The sequence below is a fragment of the Nesterenkonia sp. E16_10 genome (assembly GCF_017347085.1).
GTDB lineage: Bacteria > Actinomycetota > Actinomycetes > Actinomycetales > Micrococcaceae > Nesterenkonia.
The window spans coordinates 20,916-41,436 of record NZ_JADPSA010000001.1 but is presented as its reverse complement, the minus strand read 5'-3'; the positions used below and the strand labels follow the sequence as shown (position 1 = coordinate 41,436).

At 68.8% G+C, this 20,521-nt stretch carries 19 protein-coding genes and 2 riboswitches; of the genes, 12 read left to right on the top strand and 7 right to left on the bottom strand.

Going from position 1 to position 20,521, the window contains the following annotated elements; genetic code table 11:
* The first annotated feature begins 43 nt into the window (after positions 1 to 43).
* Entirely contained in the window at positions 44 to 721 is a 678-nt protein-coding gene (locus I2487_RS00190; RefSeq protein ID WP_207169788.1) for a GntR family transcriptional regulator, read from the top strand.
* Positions 722 to 809: 88 nt separating this feature from the next.
* Here I2487_RS00190 and I2487_RS15300 read toward each other — a convergent pair whose 3' ends face one another.
* The 4 genes from I2487_RS15300 to I2487_RS00170 form a co-directional block, all read right to left on the bottom strand.
* Complete coding sequence (locus I2487_RS15300) at positions 810 to 1,661, bottom strand: FHA domain-containing protein (RefSeq protein WP_218624121.1); 852 nt, start codon at positions 1,659 to 1,661, stop codon at positions 810 to 812.
* Between the two features lie 33 nt (positions 1,662 to 1,694).
* Entirely contained in the window at positions 1,695 to 1,937 is a 243-nt protein-coding gene (locus I2487_RS00180) for a hypothetical protein (protein ID WP_207169787.1), read from the bottom strand.
* Between the two features lie 127 nt (positions 1,938 to 2,064).
* Positions 2,065 to 2,802, bottom strand: a complete 738-nt coding sequence (locus I2487_RS00175) for a polyamine aminopropyltransferase (protein ID WP_207169786.1) — start codon at positions 2,800 to 2,802, stop codon at positions 2,065 to 2,067.
* A gap of 47 nt (positions 2,803 to 2,849) precedes the next feature.
* A complete protein-coding gene (locus I2487_RS00170; RefSeq protein ID WP_207169785.1) occupies positions 2,850 to 4,718 on the bottom strand; it encodes an ABC transporter transmembrane domain-containing protein in 1,869 nt (622 codons plus the stop codon).
* Between the two features lie 163 nt (positions 4,719 to 4,881).
* Here I2487_RS00170 and I2487_RS00165 point away from each other — a divergent pair, with 163 nt between their 5' ends.
* From I2487_RS00165 to I2487_RS00150, 4 genes are all read left to right on the top strand, one after another.
* Positions 4,882 to 5,112: a hypothetical protein gene (locus tag I2487_RS00165; protein ID WP_207169784.1), complete on the top strand. Its 231-nt coding sequence runs from the start codon at positions 4,882 to 4,884 to the stop codon at positions 5,110 to 5,112.
* Between the two features lie 321 nt (positions 5,113 to 5,433).
* Positions 5,434 to 6,630, top strand: coding sequence for an NRAMP family divalent metal transporter (locus tag I2487_RS00160; protein WP_345941293.1), 1,197 nt, complete (start codon positions 5,434 to 5,436; stop codon positions 6,628 to 6,630).
* Positions 6,627 to 7,439: a putative hydro-lyase gene (locus tag I2487_RS00155; RefSeq protein ID WP_207169783.1), complete on the top strand. Its 813-nt coding sequence runs from the start codon at positions 6,627 to 6,629 to the stop codon at positions 7,437 to 7,439. The genes I2487_RS00160 and I2487_RS00155 overlap by 4 nt, the downstream gene beginning before the upstream one ends.
* A gap of 156 nt (positions 7,440 to 7,595) precedes the next feature.
* Positions 7,596 to 8,537 carry an SDR family oxidoreductase gene (locus I2487_RS00150; RefSeq protein ID WP_207169782.1) on the top strand — a complete coding sequence of 314 codons (942 nt, stop codon included), beginning with the start codon at positions 7,596 to 7,598 and terminating at the stop codon, positions 8,535 to 8,537.
* Positions 8,538 to 8,579: 42 nt separating this feature from the next.
* Here the strand turns inward: I2487_RS00150 and I2487_RS00145 are convergent, their stop codons facing one another.
* Positions 8,580 to 9,860, bottom strand: a complete 1,281-nt coding sequence (locus tag I2487_RS00145; RefSeq protein WP_207169781.1) for an MFS transporter — start codon at positions 9,858 to 9,860, stop codon at positions 8,580 to 8,582.
* Between the two features lie 105 nt (positions 9,861 to 9,965).
* Here I2487_RS00145 and I2487_RS00140 point away from each other — a divergent pair, with 105 nt between their 5' ends.
* Genes I2487_RS00140 through I2487_RS00130 form a run of 3 tightly spaced genes read left to right on the top strand, consistent with a single transcriptional unit; the run spans position 9,966 to position 12,871 of the window.
* Positions 9,966 to 11,306 carry a 5-oxoprolinase subunit C family protein gene (locus I2487_RS00140; RefSeq protein ID WP_207169780.1) on the top strand — a complete coding sequence of 447 codons (1,341 nt, stop codon included), beginning with the start codon at positions 9,966 to 9,968 and terminating at the stop codon, positions 11,304 to 11,306.
* A 27-nt stretch (positions 11,307 to 11,333) separates the two neighbouring features.
* A complete protein-coding gene (locus I2487_RS00135) occupies positions 11,334 to 12,374 on the top strand; it encodes a DUF368 domain-containing protein (RefSeq protein WP_345941280.1) in 1,041 nt (346 codons plus the stop codon).
* Between the two features lie 2 nt (positions 12,375 to 12,376).
* Positions 12,377 to 12,871: a hypothetical protein gene (locus I2487_RS00130; protein ID WP_207169779.1), complete on the top strand. Its 495-nt coding sequence runs from the start codon at positions 12,377 to 12,379 to the stop codon at positions 12,869 to 12,871.
* Here I2487_RS00130 and I2487_RS00125 read toward each other — a convergent pair.
* Positions 12,824 to 13,054, bottom strand: a complete 231-nt coding sequence (locus I2487_RS00125) for a hypothetical protein (RefSeq protein ID WP_207169778.1) — start codon at positions 13,052 to 13,054, stop codon at positions 12,824 to 12,826. The two genes, I2487_RS00130 and I2487_RS00125, sit on opposite strands and share 48 nt — an antisense overlap.
* Before the next feature lie 164 nt (positions 13,055 to 13,218).
* Positions 13,219 to 13,923, bottom strand: a complete 705-nt coding sequence (locus I2487_RS00120) for a class I SAM-dependent methyltransferase (protein WP_207169777.1) — start codon at positions 13,921 to 13,923, stop codon at positions 13,219 to 13,221.
* Between the two features lie 97 nt (positions 13,924 to 14,020).
* Between I2487_RS00120 and I2487_RS00115 the strand changes: the two genes are divergently transcribed.
* The 4 genes from I2487_RS00115 (at position 14,021) to gcvT (ending at position 20,498) form a co-directional block, all read left to right on the top strand.
* Complete coding sequence (locus tag I2487_RS00115; RefSeq protein WP_345941279.1) at positions 14,021 to 14,752, top strand: M23 family metallopeptidase; 732 nt, start codon at positions 14,021 to 14,023, stop codon at positions 14,750 to 14,752.
* A gap of 26 nt (positions 14,753 to 14,778) precedes the next feature.
* Positions 14,779 to 16,032, top strand: a complete 1,254-nt coding sequence (locus I2487_RS00110) for an FAD-dependent oxidoreductase (RefSeq protein ID WP_207169776.1) — start codon at positions 14,779 to 14,781, stop codon at positions 16,030 to 16,032.
* 66 nt (positions 16,033 to 16,098) lie between these two features.
* Positions 16,099 to 16,229: riboswitch (glycine riboswitch) on the top strand.
* A gap of 1 nt (position 16,230) precedes the next feature.
* Positions 16,231 to 16,356: riboswitch (glycine riboswitch) on the top strand.
* Between the two features lie 36 nt (positions 16,357 to 16,392).
* Positions 16,393 to 19,356 (top strand): aminomethyl-transferring glycine dehydrogenase, encoded by a 2,964-nt coding sequence (gene gcvP / locus I2487_RS00105; RefSeq protein ID WP_207169775.1) that lies wholly within the window; start codon positions 16,393 to 16,395, stop codon positions 19,354 to 19,356.
* The gene (gcvT, locus tag I2487_RS00100) at positions 19,353 to 20,498 is read left to right on the top strand and encodes a glycine cleavage system aminomethyltransferase GcvT (protein ID WP_207169774.1); all 1,146 of its coding nucleotides are present in this window, start codon (positions 19,353 to 19,355) and stop codon (positions 20,496 to 20,498) included. Before gcvP ends, gcvT begins: the two co-directional genes overlap by 4 nt.
* Positions 20,499 to 20,521 lie beyond the last annotated feature (23 nt).

Here is a 20,521-nt window from a genome sequence, read left to right as displayed (position 1 = left end):
CCAGGTTGAGGTGCAGTTTTGCGGTGTCGGCTAGATTGATGTCATGACCGATGTGATGTGGAGCTCCTTATCCCCCAAGGGCCTCAGCGAGCATGCTCAGGTGCCGGAACGCGTCGCGGAGCTGCTGCGCGGGGCGATCTCCGCCGGAACCATCAGGCCAGGAACCAAGCTTCCCGAGGTCGAGCTGACCCGACAGCTCGACATCTCGCGGCACACGCTGCGCAGCGGATTCCAGATCCTGGCCTCCGAGGGGCTCGTGGAGCGGCATCCCAACCGCGGCGTCTTCGTGCACCAGCCCTCGGCGGAAGACATCGCCGAGGTCTACCGGGTGCGCCGGGTGCTGGAGGTCGGCGCGGTGCGCACCGCAGCATTCCCCGCCGAGGAGCTCGAGCACCTGCACCGGATCGTCTCCGCCGCGGAGCTGGCGAGGGAGCGCGGGGACATCCCCGCGATGGCCCAGGCGAACCAGGTCTTCCACCGGACCATTGCCGCGCAGGTGCGCAGCGCGATGATCGACGCGCTCATGGAGCAGGTGCTGGCGCGGATGCGTCTGGCGTTCTATGCCAAGTCCGAGCAGCCCAGCTTCCATCACGCCTATATCGACCGAAACCGGGAACTGGCCCGGCTGCTCGCGCTGGGGGACCGGCAGGCCGCGGAGACGCACCTGCTGCGCTACCTCGATGCGGCCGAGGCCGAGCTGCTCGAACACCTGGGCGGCTGAGTCCAGCTGGCCCGCCACGCAGGGCGGGGCCAGACTCGACCGAGCCTGGCCCCGGATCCTTCAGCGTGCGGTGACTGCCGTCGACGGATCAGCTTCGCTGTCGATACGGATCGTACTGCGGCTTCTGATACGCATACTCCCCGCCCTGGCGTCCTCCATAGGGTCTGCCGTGATCGGCATACTCCGCGCGCAGGAACACCAGCCGCCAGATCCCGAGGTCGATCCGGGACCCGGTGCGCAGCGTGACCGGCGCCCCGGGCTCGGCGCTGCGGCTGCCACCGATGGACCCATGGCGGACGATCACGAACTCGTCGAACTCGTCGTGCAGGATCTCCGCGTGCAGCGGCTCCAGACCCGCCAGCAGCAGATCGGAGGACTCGTCACTGCCGATCAGCGTGCGATCGGCCACCAGGTTGAACTCCAGCGGGCCTGCGCCGGGCTGATCGGTGCGACTCATCACCAGCCGCGGACGGCCGGCGCCGCGCGGAGCATGCGTGGTGGTGACCCGTCGCCGGATCCTGCGGTTGAACGTCGGTGCCGGGGGCCACGGCGTCTCCGGCGGGATCAGCGACCCGGACCCCTGGGCCTCCGATGAACCGCTGCCCGCGAAGCGGGGCAGCGACTTCAGCGAACCCAGCCGAATGTGCTTCGACCGGGTGAGCGCTCGGCTCAGCATGGTGGTCTTCACCGCACCAAGGGAGACGATCTCTCCCGCCGGACCGATCACGCTGAGCGTCAGATCTTGCGCCGCCAACTGGGTGGCCAAGGCATCGGCCGCGCGGGTGATCGAGCGCGGCATCCCGTCGAGGAGTGAAGAGTCCTCGGTGCGGACCTCGATGTGCCGGCCCGCCGCGGTGATGGTCGCGTTGATCGGTTCAGACGAGGTCCCATCCGGCTCCACCTGGGTGACGTTGAAGGCGAGGTCGATGTCTAGACGCATGGCTCCTCCGGTCTCCACCGCAGCCGAACATGCTCAGCTGGCGTCGTCACTGGTGGTCACCCGCAGCGTGCCGTTGAACTTCCAGACCGCCCGGGGCGCGTCCGGTCCGATGTCGCGGGGGACCTCCACGGTCATGTCCTGGAGCGTGTAGTTCACCACGGCGCCCCGGCCGGTGAGATAGGACCACATCTCTTGGCCGAGATCGGCCCAGTCGCCGATCTGGTGGGGCTGGTTTCCCTGTGGGTTCACGCTCTCGGTGCGGGTGCTCTCGGTCATGGCGGTGTCTCCTGAACAGTATCGGCTCCGCATCGCTGCGGGGCAGGTGATGGGTGAGCTCTCACTCACCGTCATCTTCACCCGCAGAAGCCGCTTTTGGAAGACCTCACGTGCCGCTGATCACACATTACGCTGTATTACGCGTTGCCTCGTTGCTCGGTTCGGGCTTGATCCCCACATAGACGGTGTTCGAGGAGACTCCGCCGGTCAGGTGGTTGGCGAACTCTACGAGGTGAGCCTGGCAGTCATCGAAGACCGTGGCGAGCGTGGCCATGAACTCCTGGTCCGGGGCATCGTCGGACCACAGCGTGAAGACCCCGTGATCGGCGAGGTGCGCTGCGAGCGCGGTGAGCCCCTCGGTGGTGTAGAGGTCCGAATGACTGGGGTGCAGGGTGTGCCGGGGCGAGTGGTCGACGTCGAGCAGGATCAGGTCATGCCGGGGTGCCTCCGGTGCCGGGGGTGTCCGCATCACGGCGAAGAAGTCATCCTGGCGCAGGCTGCTCCGGGGGTCCTCCACGAGCTGCGCGGAGACCGGCAGCAGCTTGCGCTGGTGCCAGTCGATGACGGCCGGGAGCGCATCGATGACCTCGAGCCGATGGACCCGCGCGTCGCCGAGCGCGGTGACCGCGGTGTAGCCCAGGCCGAGACCGCCGACGACGACGTCGAGCTTCTCGCCCCTGGTCGCGGCGAGGCCCAGAAGCGACATCTGCTCCTCTGCCACGGTGAACAGGCTCGACATGAGGAACTCCTCGCCGAGCTTCACCTCATAGATCTGAGTGCCGGTGCCGGGCTCGGCGCGCCGGCGCAGCATCAGCTCGCCCATCGGCGTCTGCTGCCAGTCGAGCTCTTCGAACCGTGCACTCATGCGGGGGTCTCTCCTTGATCGAATGTCGGTCCTGGGCAGGGAGCTGCTCAGGAGTCCTCGGTGGCGAACTGGGTCCGGTAGAGCTCGGCATAGCGCCCATCCGCAGCCAGCAGCTCGGTGTGCGTGCCACGCTCGACGATCTTCCCGGCCTCGACCACCAGGATCGCATCTGCTGCGCGCACGGTGGAGAGCCGGTGGGCGATCACCAGGGCGGTCCGACCCACCAGCGCCTCGGTCAGCGCGGCCTGCACGGCGGCCTCAGAGGTGGAGTCCAGCGCGGCGGTGGCCTCATCGAGGATCACCACCTGCGGCTGGGCCAGGAGCAGCCGGGCCAGGGTCATCCGCTGGCGCTCGCCGCCGGAGAGCCGGTAGCCGCGTTCCCCGACCACGGTGTCGAGGCCATCGGGCATGGAATGCACCACCGCCTCCAGCCGGGCCCGGCGGATCGCGTCCCAGACCTGCTCATCGGTGGAATCTGGCGCCGGCAGCGTGAGGTTGGCCCGGATCGTGTCATGGAACAGATGTCCGTCCTGGGTGACCACACCGAGGGTGGCCCGCAGCGACTCGAAGGTGGTGTCACGCAGGTCCACACCCGCCATGCGCACCGCACCGGAGTCCACGTCGTAGAGCCGGGCCAGCAGCGCGGCGATGGTGGACTTGCCGGCCCCGGAAGAGCCCACGATGGCCACGGTCTGGCCCGGTTCCACGCGCAGGCTGATGCCGTGGAGCACCTCCTCGCCGCCGCGCTGGTCCAGTGTGGCGACCTCCTCGAGGGAGGCCAGTGAGACCTTCTCCGCGGAGGGGTAGGAGAAGGTGACATTCTCGAACTCGACGGCGGTGGGGCCCTCGGGCAGCGGCTGGGCGTCTTCCTTCTCGGTGATCAGCGGCTTGAGGTCCAGTACCTCGAAGACGCGTTCAAAGCTGACCAGCGCACTCATGACCTCGACCCTGGCGCTTGCCAGGGCGGTCAGCGGCGCATAGAGCCTGGTGAGCAGCAGCGCCAGGGAGACCACGGCGCCGGCCTCGAGCTCGCCGAGGATCGCGTAGAACCCGCCCAGGCCATAGACCAGCGCCAGAGCCAGGGCGGAGACCAGGGTCAGCGCGGTGATGAAGGTGGACTGCAGCATCGCGGTCTTGACCCCGATGTCCTGGACCCGGCGGGCGCGCCGTTCGAACTCCGCCGACTCCTCCTCGGGGCGTCCGAACAGCTTGATCAGCGTGGCGCCCGGGGCGGAGAAGCGTTCGGTCATCTGGGTGCCCATGGTGGCGTTGTGGTTCGCCGCCTCGCGCTGCAGCTTGGCCAGCCGGCCGCCCATCAGACGAGCAGGCACCACGAACACCGGCAGCAGGACCAGGGCCAGCAGGGTGACCTGCCAGGACAGTGAGAGCATCGCGATGATGGTGAGCAGGACCATCACCAGGTTCCCGACGACGCCGGAGAGGGTGCCGCTGAACGCGCGCTGGGCGCCGATGACGTCGTTGTTCAACCGGCTCACCAGCGCACCGGTGCGGGTGCGGGTGAAGAACGCGATCGGCATCTTCTGCACGTGGTCGAACACGGCGGTGCGCAGATCCAGGATCAGGCCCTCGCCGATCCGTGAGGAGAGCCAGCGGCTCAGGATGTTGAACCCCGCATCGGCCACGGCGATGAGCGCGATCAGCACGGCCAGTCGGATCACGACCGCCACCTCCGCGGAGCTGGTGATCGCGTTGACCACCTGACCGGCCAGCAGCGGGGTCGCCACGGCCAGTGCCGCGGTGACCACCGAGAGGATCAGGAACCAGATCAGCCGGGTCCGGTGTGGACGAGCGAACCGGCCGATGCGGCTCAGCGTCTCCCGGTTGAACGGCCGATAGTCCTTCTTCGCATGGGTCATGCTGTAGAGCGAGCCCCATGCCGCGCGTTCCATGCTCACGCACAAACCCCCAAGATCTTCCGTGGTGCCGGGCTGGCTGCGACGGCACCGTCGAGCCCACAGGCCACAACCGATTCAACGCTACCCGCATTCCGAACCGCCGGGTCACTGCAGGTCAGTTGACCCTTGAGGGTGAGCTGGCCGCCGACGTAGGGTCATCGGCATGAACGTCAGCGTCCTGTCCATCCTGTTCATGCTCCTGGGAACGGCGGCCGTGGCCGCCATCATCGGCTTCATCGTGATCGCGCTGATCCAGGTGGCCCGGGAGCCCAGGCTGCCACCGGTGCTCACGGTGTGCTGGGTGATCGTGCTGGTCGGATTCCCGATCGGGGGCACGCTCGTCTGGTTCGGCTTCGGACACGAGATCAATCGGCGGATCCTCGCCGACACCTGAGGCCGACGCATGTGACAGTCATGTAAAAGGTCGGCGGATTGTTCCACAATTCCTTGCTTGGATTGTTGAACAACAGTACTGTGAGCTGTGATCCACGGAATAGACGTACGTCACATGTGCACTGCGCACGGTGTCCGCGTTGTTCCCCCTACTCACTCACGGAGGGCTCCTGTGGCTGACGCCTCAACCCCCAGATCCTCTGCGGATGCACCCCGCAGCCCGAAGCACGAAGAGCGCCCGCAGCATGCAGACCTCTCAGGCCCAGAGGTCGGCCCGGGCTCCGGCGGCCCGGGCTCCAGCGGCACGGACTCCAAGGGTCCGGTGCTGATCCGCACCCGCCGCACCGCGCTGCTGGGCGCGATGTTCCTGATGGCCACCAGCGCGGTGGGACCGGGCTTCATCACCCAGACCGCCACCTTCACCTACCAGCTCGGAGCCGCCTTCGGCTTCGCCATCCTGATCTCGGTGCTGGTGGACATCGCCGTGCAGCTCAACGTCTGGCGGGTGCTCGGGGTCTCCGGGCTCTACGCCCAGACCCTGGGCAACCGGATCCTGCCTGGCCTCGGCTGGGCGCTCGCCGCGCTGATCTTCTTCGGCGGCGTGGTCTTCAACATCGGCAACATCGCCGGCGCGGGTCTGGGCCTGAACGCGATGACCGGCATGGACGCCCGGATCGGCGGCGGCCTCTCGGTGATCCTCGCGCTGCTGATCTTCCTCTCCAAGAAGGCCGGGGTCGCCCTGGACCGGATCGTCGTCGCCTGTGGCGCGGTGCTGATCCTGCTGATGATCTTCATGGCGATCACCACCGCCCCGCCGCTGGGCGAGGCGCTGCGCCAGACCTTCGTCCCCGATGAGGTGGAGTTCCTGGTGATCACCACGCTGATCGGCGGCACCGTCGGCGGCTACATCACCTACGCCGGCGCGCACCGGCTGATCGCCTCGGGCAACACCGGGGTGGAGAACGTCAAGGCGATCTCCCAGACCTCCATTCTGGGAATCGTCGTGGCGACCATCATCCGCTTCCTGCTCTTCCTGGCCGTGCTCGGAGTGGTCTCCACCGGTGTGGTCCTGGCTGAGGACAACGTCGCCGCGGACGCGTTCTCGGTGGCGCTCGGCGAGATCGGGCTGCGCGTCTTCGGAGCGGTCTTCTGGGTCGCCGCGATCACCTCGGTCCTGGGCTGCACCTACACCACGGTGTCCTTCCTGACCACGAAGAACACCAAGGACAGCACCAAGAGCTGGTACTTCCTCGGCTTCCTGGTGCTCACCACCACGGTGTTCCTGCTTCTGGGTCAGGCCCCGCAGACCCTGCTGATCATGGCAGGCGCCTTCAACGGCACCGTGCTTCCGCTGGGCTTCGCCGTGATCCTCTACGCCGCCTGGCGCCGTCGGGACCTGCTGCAGGGCTATAAGTACCCCAAGTGGCTGCTGATCCTCGGTGTCCTGGTCTGGCTGCTGACCATCTTCATGGGCTACAGCTCGCTGGGCGGTCTGGCCAGCCTCTGGACCGAAGGATGAGCCACCCCCCAGGGTCAACGCCCCAGCTGAGTCCAGCCGCGGCCCGCGCGCAGTTCCGCGCCGGGCTGCGGCGGCCCACCAGCGGGATCAGCCCGGGCTTCGCCCAGGTCAACCTGCTGGCGCTGCCCCGAGAACTGGCCTTCGACATGCTGCTCTTCGCCCAGCGCAACCCGAAGTCCTGCCCGGTGCTCGGCGTGTTCGAGCCCGGAGAGTTCCACGACGCCGGGGCCGGCAGACCGCTGCTGGCGCAGGGCGATCTGCGCACCGACATCCCGGCCTACCGGGTCTACCGCGAGGGGGAGCTGGTCGCGGAACCCGACGACGCGCTCGAGTACTGGCGCGAGGACCTGGTGGCCTTCCTGATCGGGTGCAGCTTCACCTTCGAGGCCCCGCTGCTCGAGGCTGGCATCCCGATCGCGCACATCGAGCAGGGTGTGAACGTGCCGATGTACAAGACGGCACTTCGCTGCGCCCCGGCGGGACGGCTCAGCGGACCCCTCGTGGTCTCGATGCGCCCGCTGCCCGCGGACCTGATCGCCGACGCGGTCCGGATCACCTCGCGCTATCCCGGGGTCCACGGCGCCCCGGTGCACATCGGCAGCCCCGCAGACCTGGGGATCACCGATCTCGGCGACCCGGACTTCGGGGATCCGGTGCAGATCCCCGCCGGATGGACCCCGGTGTTCTGGGCCTGCGGGGTCACCCCGCAGGCGGCGGTGATGGAGTCCCGGCCGGAGCTCGCGATCAGCCACGCCCCCGGGCACATGCTGATCACCGACCTGCCCAACGCCGCGCTCCAGGTGCCCTGAGCCGCAGCCGACCCCGAGCTGGACGCCCCGCCGGACCGGGCCTCGGGCGGGCCTCGGGGCGGGAATTCATTCCCGATCCCGGTGTGGGAAACCTCATGAGCTTCAGTGGATGACGGTCCTTGCGGGTCACTCGGGTGCAGTCATAGGGTCGGAATCATGAGCACTCATTCGACTCCCGCTTCCTTTCCCGACGCCGCTGAGCTGCAGGGCACTCAGCTGGCCTTCGACGATCCGACCACCCGTCACAGCAAGATCTCCCCGCCGAAGCAGGACCAGCCCGAGCCGGGCCTCGAGGTGGACGCAGAGCCGGTCCCGGACATCGGCCTGGAGTCCTACCGCGGGCTTGGTCGGCTGCAGGGCCGCAAAGCCCTGGTGACAGGCGGCGACTCGGGCATCGGTGCGGCCACCGCCGTCGCCTTCGCCCGCGAGGGCGCCGATGTGGCGATCGCCTACCTCCCTGCCGAGGGCAAGGACGCCGAGCGTGTCATCGCCGCGATCGAGGATGCCGGGCGCACCGCGGTCGCGCTGCCCGGTGACCTGATGGACCAGACGTACCGCGAGAGCGTGGTCGACTCCGCCGCCGAGCAGCTGGGTGGACTCGACATCCTGGTCAACAACGCCGGCAAGCAGATCGTCAACGACTCCCTGGAGGAGCTGACCGACGAACAGGTCGATGAGGCCTTCCAGATCAACATCAAGTCGATGTACACGCTGAGCCGCTCGGCGCTGAAGCACATGGGCCCGGGCTCGACGATCGTGAACTCCACCTCGGTCCAGGCCTACCAGCCCAACCCGATGCTGCTGGACTACGCCGCCACCAAGGCCGCGATCAACAACTTCACCAAGGGGCTCGCCCAGCAGCTCGGCCCCCGGGGCATCCGCGTCAACGCCGTGGCCCCCGGTCCGGTCTGGACGATCATCCAGCCCACCCAGGGTCAGCCCAAGGAGAAGCTGCCGGAGTTCGGCCACGACACGCCGCTGGGCCGTCCGGGGCAGCCGGTGGAGATGGCGCCGGCCTTCGTCTTCCTGGCCTCGCCGGAGTCCAGCTACGTCAGCGGTGAGACCCTCAACGCCAACGGCGGCACGCCCACACCCTGACGCCGCCGCGGAGCTCTCTCCGCCGGTGCGCCGACGCCCGGGTCAGCTGCTCGACGGACCTGACCCGGCGTCGTCGGCGTCCTTACCCCGCGGACCCGAGCGGGGGATCCGGCGCGCCACACCCTGGTGGACGTCGTGACGGCCGTGGACCAGCCAGTAGAGCACCAGCGAGAGCACGACGACGCCGGCGCAGGCCGCGTACATGAAGCGGTAGTCCGCGAAGCTCACCAGCGGGCCCAGCAACAGCGGGGAGAAGCCGAACCCGGCGTCGAGCATGATGAAGAAGGTCGAGATCCCGATGCTGGTGCGGTGCGCGGGCAGATCCGAGGCGATGATCGCCTGGAGCACCGGCAGCAGCGAGCCGAAGCCGAAGCCGGCCAGCACCCCGGCGGTGAGCAGCACCCCCTGATTCGGCGCCCAGGCGAGCAGTCCCATGGCGATGATGTAGAAGATGACCGCCGGGTACACCGCCGCGTTGTCCCCGTAGCGGTCCTGGACCTTGCCCATGAACAACCGGGAGACCAGCACCGCGCCGGCGTAGATCACGAAGAACAGCGAAGCGGCGTCCACCATGTCGAGGCTTCGGGCGTAGCCGTTGAGGAACGTCATCACCGAGGCGAAGCCGATGCCCAGCAGCATCGCCACCAGGGAGATCTTGAAGGCGCGGGGCTCGATGATGTCCCGCGGGCGCAGGGTCAGCTTCTCGAGCAGACTGGTGCGCCAGGGCTTGTCCTCGGGCAGACGCAGGAACAGCGAGAAGATCAGCGCGATCACCGAGACGATGGTGACCGCGAGGAACATCGCCCAGAAGTCATAGCGCTGGGTCAGCTGGATCGCCGCCAGCGGACCGATCGCGGGGGGCAGCGAGTTCGCCAGCAGGTAGTAGCCAGCGCCCTCGCCGCGACGCGTGCGCGGGATCATCGCGAAGACCCCGGCGTTGAGCGCGGTCTGCCCGAAGCCGAAAGAAATTCCATGCACCGCGCGCAGCGCGATGAGCATCTCGTAGCTGTCCACCACGAGGTAGGCCAGACCGGCGAGCACGTAGACCACCAGGCAGGCCAGCACCGTGCGGCGCCGGCCTAAGAAGTTCACGTACTTTCCCGCGAAGATCCGGGCGGTGAGTGCGCCGACCACGAAGGCGGAGGCGGCGAACCCGGCGGCGGTCTCGCCGGCGGAGAATTCCTCGGCGGCGTAGACCGCCAGACCGGTGACCAGGACGAAGAACACGATCGCCAGGAAGAGGTTGATCACGATCGCCAGCAGGAAGTCCTTGGTGAAGAGCGGTTCCTTCGGCGCGGCGGCAGTCTTCTTGGCGGCGATCACAGGCCGATTGTTTCATGGTTCGCAGGGGAAACGACCGCCGGTGCGCGTGTTCTGGCTCATGATCCAGGTCAGGGGATGGCCGCCTGGGTGTGGCACGCTGGGGGGATGATTCACAGCGTCCGGGAAGTAGGGCAGCGGGCCCTGCTCCTCGAGGTCACCGCGGAGAGAGATCGCTCTCTTCTGATGGCGCACCTGGCCGGACAGCCCTTCCCCGGTCAGCTGGATGCGATTCCCGGGGTTCGGACGGTCCTGGTGGACTTCCGCCGACGCCGCGACGCGCAGACCGCGCTGAAGCAGGCCAAGCGGCTGAAGCTGCGTCGGCGCAGGTCTGCTGCTTCCAGCGGCTCCGCGGCCACGGAAGCTGACGGGGAGGCGCCCGAGGAGCCCCTGGACCTCGGGGGCCCGGCCGTCGAGATCCCGCAGTCCTACGCCGAAGGCCTGCGGCCTCAGGAGCGCGAGGCCGTGGTGGAGGTGCTGCCGAACGCTACCTGCGAGTCTCCGGGCCAGGTCCTGATCCAGGACCTGGGCCGCTATGGCTTCGGCGGCCTGGGCATCGGCCGCGCGGGACCGGCCGATTTCTCCGCCGCGCGTCAGGCGAACCGTTTGATCGGCAATGATGACTCCGCTGCGGTCCTGGAGATCTGCGGGGGAGGGCTCAGCCTGCGCCTGTGCCAGACCTCCATCCTCGCTGTGACCGGGGCCGAGGTCTCCCTGGAGATCCTCACGCAGGAACCCGTGCCGATCTCCCGGGGAGGCACCGAGGTGGCCCAGACCACCCAGCGCAGCCGCACCGCCCCGGGCCGCGCCCCGTTCTGGGTCTTCCCCGGCGAGGTGCTGCACCTGGGACCGCCACGTCGCGGGGTCTTCAGCTACCTGGGGATCTCCGGCGGCCTGGCGGCGCCGGTGGTCCTGGGCAGCTCCGCCACGGACACGGTGGCAGGGATCGGGCCGGCCCCGGTGCAGGTGGGGGATCGCTTCGGGCTGGCCGGCGCGGCCTCGCGGTTCGTGGGCATCGCCTCCGTGGCGCCCACCCCGCTGCCGCTGCCGGGGGAGGCCACCGTGCTGCGCTACGTGCCCGGCCCCAGGGTCGAGTACTTCGGCACCCGCCGCGCCGGGGCCGCGGGCCTGTCCCGGCTCGAGGGACAGCCCTGGGAGGTCCTGGCCGGCTCTGACCGGTCCAGCCTGCTGCTGGACGGCGATGATCCCCTCACACGGACCCAGCCCGAGGCGCTGCCGGCGGAACCGCTGCTGCGCGGGGCCATCAGCATCGCCGCATCCGGTCAGCCCTCGGTGGCGCTGGCGGAGCACCCGGTGACCAGTGCAGAACCGGTGCTGGGCGTCGTGGTGCGTGAGGATCTCTCACTGGCGGCGCAGCTCTCACCCGGCGCCGAGGTGCGGTTCCAGGCGGTGGACCCCGAGACGCTGGGCGCGCGCAGCACTCGGTGAGATAATGGCCGACGTCGTGGTGCCCCGGTGCGGTCATCAGACCCGCTTCCCCCTATCTGCCTGACCGAGGAGTCCATCATCTCTGCCGAGTCTTCCGCCTCCCAGACCAGCCGTCGGGGCGACGTCGCTCCCGCCGTCGCACACCAGGGCCCCGTCGGCCCGCCTCCGGCGCGTCGCACCTCGTTGCCGGGGAACCTGATCCGCGGCGCCATGATCGGCACCGTGGAGACCGTCCCCGGAGTCTCCGGAGGCACCGTGGCGCTGGTGGTCGGGATCTACCGGCAGCTCATCGACTCCGCCTCCCATGTGGTCTCCGCCGGTCGGGCGCTGATCACCGGACCGGATCGCCGGGCCGGCTTCATGGGTCACCTGCGCCTGGTGGACTGGAAGATCATCCTGCCGGTCATGATCGGGATGATCATCGCGGTCTTCACCGTCGCCGGCCCGATGTCCCAGGCCGTGGAGACCTACCCCGAGCTCACCCGGGCGACCTTCTTCGGGATGGTGCTCGCCTCGATCTTCGTGCCGCTGCAGATGGCCTGGTTCGACCGGTCGGGGCCGCTGAAGATCTCGCACCTCGTGGCCGGCATCGCCGCCGCCGGTCTGACCTTCTGGCTGGTCTCGCTGCCGCCCACCGCGGTGGAGCCCACCTGGTACGTGATCCTGCCGGCAGCCGCCATCGCCGTCTCGGCGCTGCTGCTGCCGGGGCTCTCGGGATCCTTCCTGCTGCTGACCTTCGGTCTGTATGAGCCCACGCTGCGCGCCGCGGCAGATTTCGACCTCGCCTACCTGGGCATCTTCGCGCTGGGCCTGGCGCTCGGCGTGATCTCCATCGTGAAGGGCTTGAAGTGGCTGCTGGATCACCGGCACCGGATCACCATGGTGGTGCTCGCCGGGGTGATGGTCGGTGCACTGCGCACGCTGTGGCCCTGGCAGGACGAGGGCCGCGGTCTGCTGGGCCCGGGTGAGAACCTGGGACTGGCACTGGGACTGGGCGCCGCAGGGTTCGCCGTGGTGCTGGTGCTGGTGCTGCTGGACTACCGGTTGTCCCAGCGCCAGGCGCGCTAGCGATGGCGAGCCCCGGGGCCAGACCGCCGATGCGCAGCACGACGACGGCGGCAGGCCGGCGGCCCCGTGCGCTGCTGCTGATCGCCGCCGCGCTGAACCTGCTGCCGGCCGTGGCCTTCTTGCTGCTGGCCTTCTTCATCCTCAGCTACGAGCAGTTCAGCCTCGTGGCCGGCACCGGGTCCCTCGCCGCGGCGCTGTGCTCGATCTATGCGCTGTATCTGGCCTCGCTGCGCAGGGTCCTCCGGGTGCTCCTGGGCGGGGTGGCGCTGCTGGCCGCGGTGTTCTTCATCGGCGGCGACGCACTCGTGCGCGCCATGCCCACCGAGAGCATCGGTCCTGGGCTGGTTCCGCTGATGGGGCTGCTGCTGCACCTCTCGGCGGCGGTCACACTCTTCACGCTGGGTCTGATCTACCAGCCGGATCGGCGTCTTCCTCCGTCTCGGGAGCGATCAGGGGATGAGCTGCGCGGCGCGGATCGCCACCCCCGTGGCGCGTGAGACCTGCACCTCGGCGGTGTCACGGGCGGCCAGCGAGTCTGCGGCATCGAGGCTCGCCAGGACCACGTTGTCGCCATCCATCTCGTAGTCCGAGATCAGCTCGCTGCGCTGTTCACGGAGGTTTCGGATCTCCTGTTCATCCAGGGAGCGGTCCATGGTCAGAGCTACACGGTATTGAGTCAACGGAAAACCTTTCAAAGGTGCTGGGCTCGGTGCCCTGCTCTGAAAGATAGCCTGCGCAGCGGCGTCGGAACTCTCCGCCTTCGAAATGTGACCTGGGGCAGCGGCAGTCGCAGCGGGCTGGACTCGGCTCTGCGGGCCGGCCCGACTCGGCGCATGTCAGGGGTTCAGGGCTTGGTCCAGATATGCAGCAGGCAGCCATAGGAGAGGCCGAGTCGATCCGGGTGGCGACGCAGCCAGTCCTCGGCCACCTCGGTGGGGAACTCCAGGTGCAGAACCCGCTCGAGGTCACTCCGGCGGTGGAACTGCCAGCGGCTCATCACCGCGGTGGTGCGCGCGCCCTGTTCCTGCCACCAGATCGAGGGGTAGCTGTCCCGGCCCTGTGTGGCGGCGGGAGGGCCGGCGCGCAACAGTGCGGCGAACTCGCCGAGCGCATGATCATGATCGATCACCACCAGCTTGCCCCCGGGCCGCAGGACCCGAGCGACCTCCTTCAGCCCGGCCGCGGGGTCGAAGTGCTCTGAGGGGAAGAAGTACGCGAAGCGGGCGTGGACCACGTCGACGCTGGAATCCGCCAGCGGAATATGTTCGGCCGAGCCTTGGAAGACCGCGGCGCGTCGGGTGCGGGCCCGGGCGGCCTCCAGCAGGCTGCTGTCGGGTTCGATCCCGATGGTCTTCTCCGCCTCGGAGTACTTCGGCAGCCAGTAGCCCGCGCCGCAGCCGAGATCCACCAGCACCTTGTGCCGCCAGTCCGCGGCTCGTCGAAGTGCCTCCCACAGCGTCCCCTGCGGATCGATCGCGCCGTTCTCGAGCTCATGGACGGCCTGGTCACCGCCCTGGTTCGCTGCAGGGACGAAGTCATGGAGCGTCATGACGCGATTCTCGCAGAGTCTGGCCTCCTGACAAGGGGTGTCGTGACGGAACGCGATCGAGAGATCGAGCGGGTCAGGTCCTGAAGACTTCAGACCCGTGCAGGTCTACGCTTGGACCATGCCGCTGCGGTCCGCGTCCTCTGCGTCGCACCCCCTGGAGCTTTCCCTGCCCTTCACCGGCAGCTGGAAGGTGCAGAACAGTCCGGCCTCACACGTTCCGAGCCACGGGACCGACCTCTTCGGCATCCGTTACGCCATCGATTTCGTCGCGGTCAACGCCCGCGGTCGGTCCGCCGACTCGCGGAGCTGGCGCAGTCTGCTCGCCACCGAGCGTCCGGAGCTGTTCTTGGGCTTCGGAAAGAAGGTGCTGGCGCCATGTGAGGGCACCGTGCGGGTGATCCACGACGGCGAGGAGGACCACTCGGCCAGGCGCTCGCAGCTGAGCATGATCCCCTACATGCTGGGGCAGCCCTCCCGGGTCCGGCAAGGACCGGCTGCGGTGGCGGGAAACCACGTGATCATCGAGGATCCGCGCAGCCAGAGCTTCATCGCCCTGGTGCACCTGCGCCGCGGCTCGATCCGGGTCCACACCGGCCAGCGGCTCAGCTCCGGGGAGATCCTCGCCGAATGCGGCAACAGCGGAAACTCCACCCAGCCACATATCCATCTCCAGGCCATGGACCGCCTCGACCTTGAATCGGCCCAGGGCGTGCCGATCATGTTCCGCGACTTCCAGGAGCAGATTCGCAGCGGTGAGACCGCGGTGATCTGGCACGGTGTCCCCGCAGACTCCTCCGTGGTTCAACCGGTCCGCCCGGCTCCTGCCTGAGCGTGGGCCACGAGGAGGCGAGACCGATGATCCAGCCACAGCGTGACTGTGTGATCGCCGGGGGAGGACCTGCCGGGATGATGCTGGGCTACCTGCTGGCCCGCGCCGGGCTGGAGGTCACCGTGGTCGAGAAGCACGCCGATTTCTTCCGTGACTTCCGCGGTGACACCATCCACCCCTCCACGATCAGGCTCCTGGGCGAGCTGGGGCTGCGTGAGAAGTTCCTGTCCCTGCCCCTCACCCGGCTCTCGACCCTGGACGCCGTCATCGAGGGGGAGCGGATGACTCTGGTGGACTTCGGAGTGCTGCGCCCACCGGATAACTTCCTGGTCTTCGCTCCGCAATGGGACTTCCTGGACTTCCTCGCCCGGGAGGCCCAGAGGCTGCCCGGGTTCGACCTGCGGATGGACACCGAGGTGATCGGCCTGGTGCATCAGCCCTCGCCGCCGGGCGAAGACCCGGCCGGCGAGGAGGGCCCCGTCGCCGGAGTGCGCGTCCGCTCGGCGTCCGGTGAGCAGCAGATTCGGGCCAGACTCACGGTGGCCGCCGACGGCCGAGACTCGGCGCTGCGGAAGGCCGCCGGGCTGCGACCGGTCGAGGCCGGGGTGCCCATCGACGTGCTCTGGTTCAGCCTTCCGAAGCCCTCCGACCCGCCGCCGGCCACCCTGGGCCACCTCTCCTCAGCCGGCATGGTGATCACCATCGATCGCGGCGACACCTACCAATCCGGTCTGATCATCAAGAAGGGCACGTTCCCCGCGCTGCAGCGGGCCGGGATCAAGGCGTTCCGCACCCGGCTGGTGAAGGCGGCTCCGGTGCTCGCCGGAGTCGCGGACACCCTCACCGAATGGGAGCAGATCAAGCTGCTCACCGTGCAGATCAACCGGCTTCCACGCTGGCACCGGCCTGGATTCATCGCGATCGGCGACGCTGCCCACGCCATGTCCCCGATGTTCGGGGTCGGCGTGAACTACGCCATCCAGGACGCTGTCGCGCTCGCCAACGCGGTCGGGACAGAACTGCGGCAAGGGGTGGTCCCGGACCGCACGCTGGCGGGAGTCCAAGCCCGTCGAGAGCGCCCGGTGAAGCTCATGCAGGCCATTCAGGGCCGGGGGCATCGAGTGATTGCGCGCTCCACCGAGGGCCGCCGCATCGTCCCGCGCGCCGGCGCAGCCCTGCTTCGGCTCGGTTCACCGGTGCCGCGCCGGATCACCGCACGCCTGATCGGGGTAGGCCTGCTCCCGGAACACGCGCGCACCCCTGTCGCAGGATCCCGGTGAGGGCATTCCGAAACGTGGCCGAAAACACTGCTGTGGCACAATGAAGGGAAACTGAATCATCGCCATGTCCCCTGTGTGGGAGAGTCCGGCTGGCATCCAGAGCAGCGATCACACCGCAGCCCTGGACGCGGATCCGGCGCCGAAGGAGCAATATCCTCCCCGGGAATCTCTCAGGCACTCAGTACCGTGCAGGGGTGGCAACTCTGGAAAGCAGCCCGTCAGGACGATGTCCTGGCTGGCTCACCGAAGGTGCAAGCCGGCTCTGCCCCGTCTGACGGGAGCGGTGACCGGTGAATCTCTCAGGTCCATCACAGAGCGGGGGAGGAACCCGCGCCATCTCCATGCCTGGAAGGTTCCTCTATGACCGTCACATCCGTCCGACGCAGCTCCACGCTCGCCCCCGATGCCACCGAGTTCTCCGCCCGGCACATCGGACCCACTGCCGAGACCGCAGCCACCATGCTCGAGGCCCTCGGCTACGACTCGCTGGCCGACCTGCTCGACGCCGCGGTGCCCGAGGCGATCCGCCAGCCCGGACCGTTGAACCTTCCCGAGGCGCTCACCGAGGCCGAGACGCTGCAGGCGCTGCGGGGCTACGCGCAGAAGAACCAGCCGCACGCCCAGATGATCGGGCAGGGCTTCTACGACACCCACACCCCGCAGGTGATCCTGCGCAACGTGCTGCAGAACCCCGCCTGGTACACCGCCTACACGCCGTATCAGCCGGAGATCTCGCAGGGTCGGCTCGAGGCGCTGCTGAACTTCCAGACCATGGTCGCCGACCTCACCGGCCTGGACATCGCCAACGCCTCGCTGCTGGACGAGTCCTCCGCCGTGGCCGAGGCCATCCTGCTGATGCGCCGCGGCAACAAGAAGCGGGCCACCGCGAAGATCGTGCTCGACGCGGACATCTTCCCGCAGACACTCGCCGTGGTCGCCGGCCGGGCCGAGGCGCTGGGCATCGAGCTCCAGACCGTGGACATCGCCGCCGAGGGTCTGCCCGAGGGGGAGATCTGCGGACTGGTGCTGCAGCAGCCGGCGAACTCCGGCGCCGTCGTGGACCACCGCGCGGTCATCGCCGAGGCCAAGGAGCGCGGCGCGATGGTCACCATCGCCGCGGACCTGCTCGCGCTGACCCTGATCACCTCGCCCGGCGAGCAGGGCGCCGACATCGCGGTGGGCAGCTCCCAGCGCTTCGGGGTCCCGCTGTTCTTCGGCGGCCCGCATGCGGCCTTCATGGCCGTGAAGTCCGGCCTGCAGCGCCAGCTCCCGGGCCGACTGGTCGGGGTCTCCAAGGACGCCGAGGGCCGCCCGGCCTACCGGCTGGCCCTGCAGACCCGCGAGCAGCACATCCGCCGCGAGAAGGCCACCTCGAACATCTGCACCGCCCAGGCGCTTCTGGCCGTGGCGGCCTCGATGTACGCCGTCTACCACGGCCCCGAAGGGCTCACCCGGATCGCGAAGCGGGTCCACGGCCACGCCCGGATGATCGCGACAGTGCTGAGCAAGGAAGGCCATGAGCTGGTCGCCGAGTCCTTCTTCGACACCGTCCAGGTCCGTCTGGACTCCCACGATCGTGCCGAAGAGGTCATCGCCGCCGCCGACGCCGCAGAGGTCAACCTGCGCCGGGTCAGCGAGGACGTCGTCGGGATCTCCGTAGACGAGACGACGACGCCGGCGCAGCTCACCGCCGTGGCACAGGCCTTCGGCGTCAAGGACGCCCTGCCGGTCGCGGATCCGTCCGCAACCTCCGCGCAGGCAGAGTCCGCCGCCCAGGAACCGGGCTTCGCGTTCCCCGAGTCCCTGACCCGCACCTCCGAGTTCATGACCCACCCGATCTTCCACGAGATCCGCTCCGAGACCCAGATGATGCGCTACCTGCGCCGGCTCTCGGACCGCGACCTCGCCCTGGACCGGACCATGATCCCGCTGGGCTCCTGCACCATGAAGCTCAACGCCGCCACCGAGATGGAAGCCATCTCCTGGCCCGAGTTCGCCGGGATCCACCCCTATGCCCCGGCGGCGCAGACCACCGGCTGGCGGGAGATGATCGCGGACCTGGAATCCCGGCTCGCCGAGGTCACCGGTTACGCCGCGGTCTCCATCCAGCCCAACGCCGGCTCCCAGGGCGAGTACGCCGGACTGCTGGCCATCCGGCAGTACCACCTCGCCCAGGGCGACGCCGCGCGGGACATCTGCCTGATCCCGGCCTCGGCCCACGGCACCAACGCCTCCTCGGCGGTGCTCGCCGGACTGCAGGTCGTCGTCGTCGCCACCGCGGAGGACGGGACCATCGACATGGCCGATATGGACGCCAAGATCGCCGCGCACCCGGACCGGATCGCCGCGATCATGCTCACCTACCCCTCCACCCACGGCGTCTATGAGACCGAGGTGCGCGAGGTCTGCGCGAAGATCCACGCCACCGGCGGCCAGGTCTACATCGACGGGGCGAACCTCAACGCCCTGGTCGGGCTCGCTCAGCCCGGCGAGTTCGGCGGCGACGTCTCACACCTGAACCTGCACAAGACCTTCTGCATCCCGCACGGCGGCGGCGGGCCCGGCGTCGGCCCGGTGGCCGTGGCCGAGCACCTCAAGCCGTTCCTGCCCAGCACCTCCGTGGGTGCCTCCTGGGCCACCGGGGAGCATGAGGGAGAAGGCCGCGACGGCGCCCCCGTCACCGCCACCCCCTTCGGCTCCGCCGGAGTGCTGCCGATCTCCTGGGCATACCTGGCGATGATGGGCTCCGAGGGACTCACCAGCGCCACCGCCCATGCGCTGCTGAGTGCGAACTACATCGCAGCGAAGCTCAAGGAGCATTTCCCGACCCTCTACACCGGGGAGCACGGGCTGATCGCCCACGAGTGCATCCTGGATCTGCGCGAGCTCACCAAGGCCTCGGGGATCACCGCCGAAGACGTCTGCAAGCGGCTCATCGACTACGGCTTCCACGCACCCACCCTGGCCTTCCCGGTGAACGGGACGCTGATGGTGGAGCCCACCGAGTCCGAGGATCTGGCCGAGATCGACCGGTTCATCGCCGCGATGATCGGGGTGCGCGCCGAGATCCAGGACATCATCGAGGAGAAGATCAGCGCCGCGGAATCCCCGCTGCGTCTGGCCCCGCACCCTGCCGCCGTCGTCGCCGGCGACGCCTGGGACCGGGCCTATCCCCGTGAGCAGGCGGCCTTCCCGGTGCGCAACCTGCTCCAGGATAAGTACTTCCCGCCGGTGAGCCGGATCGACGGCGCCCACGGGGACCGCAACCTGGTCTGCTCCTGCCCACCGCCGGAGGCCTTCGAGCTCGAGGAGAGCACCGCATGAGAGAGACCGCGCTGAGCGCCGCCCACGCCGAACTGGGCGCCAGCTTCACCGACTTCGGCGGCTGGAAGATGCCGCTGAAGTACAGCTCCGAACTCGAGGAACACCACGCGGTGCGCACCACCGCCGGGCTCTTCGACCTCTCCCATATGGGCGAGATCCGGATCGTGGGCCCCGACGCCGCGACCTTCCTGAACACCGCGCTGGTCGGCAACCTCGCCGCGGTGAAGATCGGCAAGGCGAAGTACTCGCTGATCTGCCGCGAGGACGGCGGGATCCTCGATGACCTGATCGCGTATCGGATCGATGAGGACGAGTACCTGCTGGTGCCCAATGCCTCGAACCGCGAGGTGGTCGCCGCCGCGCTCAGCGAACGTGCCGCCGCGGGCCCGGGCGGCGCCGGCTTCGACGTCGAGGTCTGGGACGAATCCGAGGGGATCAGCCTGATCGCGGTGCAGGGACCCGCCGCGCAGAAGATCATCAGCTCCGTGGTGCGCGCGAATGAGACCTTCCTGGTCGAAGAGCTGGGCTATTACGCGTTCACCACGGTGAGCATCGGCGGCGACGAGATCCTGCTGGCCCGCACCGGCTACACCGGGGAGGACGGGTTCGAGCTGTTCCTGCCCAACGAGAAGGCCCACGCCCTGTGGCTGGCGCTGCTGGAGGCCGGCTCGGATGACGGCCTGGTGCCCTGCGGACTGGCCTGCCGGGATTCGCTGCGCCTGGAGGCCGGCATGCCGCTCTACGGCAACGAGCTCTCCACCGAACGGGTCAGCTTCGAGGCCGGGCTGCCGGTGGTCTCCTTCAGCAAGGCGGAGAACTTCGTCGGCCGCGCCGCCCTGGAGGCGGCCAAGGCCGAGGGTCGCGGCAAGACCTCGGGTCAGCGTCTGGTCGGGCTCAAGGGACTGGGCAGGCGGGCCGGCCGCGGCGGCTACCCGGTGCTCGCCGTCGAGGGAGAGGCTGCCGGTGAGACCGTGGGTGCGGTGACCTCCGGGCTGCCCAGCCCGACCTTGGGCTTCCCGATCGCGATGGCCTATGTCGACGTGGAGCACACCGAGCCCGGCACCCGGCTCGATATCGATCTGCGCGGCAAGCCCCAGCCCTTCGAAGTGGTCCCGCTGCCCTTCTACCGCCGCGCCCGCTGAGCGGGACAGGATTCGAGACTCAC